2 protein-coding genes and 1 pseudogene are annotated in these 2,417 nt (G+C 71.0%); 2 read left to right on the forward strand and 1 reads right to left on the reverse strand.

Annotation, left to right across the window (positions count from 1 at the left end; translation table 11 throughout):
* A pseudogene (locus FV222_RS23250) lies at positions 1 to 242 on the reverse strand (glycosyl transferase family 1); the annotation flags it as partial.
* Between the two features lie 166 nt (positions 243 to 408).
* On the opposite strand from FV222_RS23250, the gene FV222_RS23255 reads away from it, so the two are divergent.
* Together FV222_RS23255 and FV222_RS23260 are read left to right on the forward strand one after the other, a co-directional pair.
* A complete protein-coding gene (locus tag FV222_RS23255; RefSeq protein ID WP_147815748.1) occupies positions 409 to 1,686 on the forward strand; it encodes a glycosyltransferase family 4 protein in 1,278 nt (425 codons plus the stop codon).
* Positions 1,687 to 2,006: 320 nt separating this feature from the next.
* Positions 2,007 to 2,360 (forward strand): phasin, encoded by a 354-nt coding sequence (locus tag FV222_RS23260; protein WP_147762492.1) that lies wholly within the window; start codon positions 2,007 to 2,009, stop codon positions 2,358 to 2,360.
* Positions 2,361 to 2,417 lie beyond the last annotated feature (57 nt).

The following is a 2,417-nucleotide window of genomic DNA, read 5'->3' on the forward strand; positions in this document are numbered from 1 at the left end:
GCGCGGGCGTGCCAGATGCCGGCCGCCGCCGCGGCCACGGGGTTTCGCGCCCAGACGTCGGGAAGGTCAAGGCCGATCCGGGTGACGTTGCGATGGTCGAGGAGCGGGTCGACCGGGCCGGCGACGCCCTGGACGTAGGTGACCCTCAGGCCGAGCTCGGCCAGCCCCCGGGCCGATTCCACGGCCACCTTCTCGGCGCCGCCGCTCGGGCTCGCGAACTCGGCCAGGATCACGACGTGCATGGCGACACCGGCACAGGAGGTCGGATGAGAGGCGGTCGAGCGGGGGCGACCTGGGCAAGGACGATCCGAAAAGGACAACCGCAGATCGCCGACCCGCCCGAGGTTTACGCGGGATCAACTGCATTCCGGTAAACGTGGGGACACTTCAGGGAGCGGGAGCCGCCTCGTGCACGTCGTCCTCGTCGCCGACCACGCCTACGTCAACGGCGGCCAGGCCAAGGTCGCGCTCGATTCGGCCCTCGGGCTCGCCGCCCGCGGCACCCGGGTGACGCTGTTCGCCGCCTGCGGCCCAGCCGACCCGCGCCTTGCCGCCGCCGGCATCCGCGTCGTCTGCCTGGACCAGGACGACATCTCGAGCACGACCAACAAGCTCGCCTTCCTGGCGCAGGCGATCTGGAACCGTACCGCGGCCCGGGCGCTCGCCGCCGAGCTGGCCCTGTGCGACCCCCACGACACCGTGGTCCACGTCCACGCCTTCGCCAAGGCGCTGTCGCCGTCGATCGGCGTCGCCCTGCGGCGCTCGCGGCTGCCGCTCGTCTACACCATGCACGAGTTCTTCCTGGTCTGCCCGACGGGCGGGTTCTACGAGTACCCGGCCGCCGCGATCTGCCACCGGACGCCGATGTCGGGCGCCTGCCTGAGGACGAACTGCGACGCGCAGAGCTTTCCGCGCAAGCTCGCGCGGGTCGTCCGCCACCTCGGCATGACCCAGGTGGCCGACCTCCAGCACCTCTTCCGCCACGTCATCACGATCAGCGACCTGCAGGCGCGGGTGGTCGGCCCACTCCTGCCGCGCGGCACGCAATTCCACCGGGTCGACAACCCGATCGCGGTGGCGCACCGGCCGATGGTGGAGCGGGCGCCGGGCGACTTCCTGTTCGTCGGGCGGATCTCGACCGAGAAGGGCGCGCCGATCTTCGCCGAGGCCGCGCGGCGGGCCGGCATCCGCGCGGTCTTCGTCGGCGACGGCGAGCAGCGGGCGGAGCTCGCCCAGCGCTACCCCGAGGCGACGATGCTCGGCTGGCGCGACGCCGCGGGCGTGCAGGCCCTGATGGCGTCGGCGCGCGCGCTGGTCTTCCCCAGCGTCTGGTACGAGGGCCAGCCGCTCACGGTCTACGAGGCGCTGGCGCTCGGCACGCCGGTGGTGGTGAGCGACGCCTGCGCGGGGCGCGAGGCGGTGATCGACGGCGAGACCGGCTTCCTGTTCCGCTCCGGCGACCCGGACGCCCTGGCCGCCCACCTGCGCCGCCTCGCCGACGACGCCCTGGCCGCGCGGATGGGCCGGGCGGCGCATGCCCGCTACTGGGCCGCGCCGATGACGATCGCCCGGCACGCCGAGACGTCGGCCGCGCTCTATGCCGGCCTGCGGCGCACGCCTCGTGATGCGATGCAGCAAGAGCCCGCCGGCATCGCCGCCGAACGCCCGGCCCTGCATCCGCTATGACGAGCGAGTCCGACCTATCGTCTGTTTCGAATCAAGTTTTCGACCGCCGCCGCGGGACCCGCAAGCGATGAATCGCCAATCCCGGCCGTCGTGTCCGTCTGCTCTGTCGGCCATTGCAGTAACACGACGGCCATTCTGTCAGGTGCCGAGCCTGTTGCCGCCGGACGGAGGCACCTGCAGCCACTTCACTGTTGATTAGGCAACGATTTTTTGTTCCAAGAAGGTGCCTTGACTTATTGTTGCAACGCAACATAAATCCGGTCGGCACCGGCGATCGCTTCGAAATCGCCCGGTGAACGACGACCTCCGAGGAGCTGAAGATGCAGACCCCGAACTTCGAGATCCCGACCGAGATGCGCGACTTCGCCGAGAAGAGCGTCGACCAGGCCCGCACCGCCGTCGGCACCCTGATGGGCAACGCGCTCAAGGCCGCCGAGCAGGTCCAGACCTCGGGCGTCTCGCTCCAGTCCTCGATGCAGGCCGCCGTCGCCAAGGGCTTCGACCACGCCCAGACCAACGCCAACGCCACCTTCGATTTCGCGCAGAAGCTCGTGCGCACCAAGGACCTGCGCGAGGCCTTCGAGCTGCAGTCCGAGTTCGTCCGCAGCCAGATCGCCGCGATGCAGGCGCAGGCCAAGGACCTCGGCGCCATCGCCCAGAACGCCGCGCGCTGAGCCGACGCCCGGCCCCGTATGGGGCCGGACATGCCGGCCGCCCCGGCGCCGTGACGT

It is taken from the genome of Methylobacterium sp. WL103, from assembly GCF_008039885.1.
Classification (GTDB): domain Bacteria; phylum Pseudomonadota; class Alphaproteobacteria; order Rhizobiales; family Beijerinckiaceae; genus Methylobacterium; species Methylobacterium cerastii.

Bases quoted from the DNA above. Each gene is read 5' to 3' on its own strand.
- FV222_RS23260 (WP_147762492.1), top strand. From the start codon at position 2,007: ATGCAGACCCCGAACTTCGAGATCCCGACCGAGATGCGCGACTTCGCC.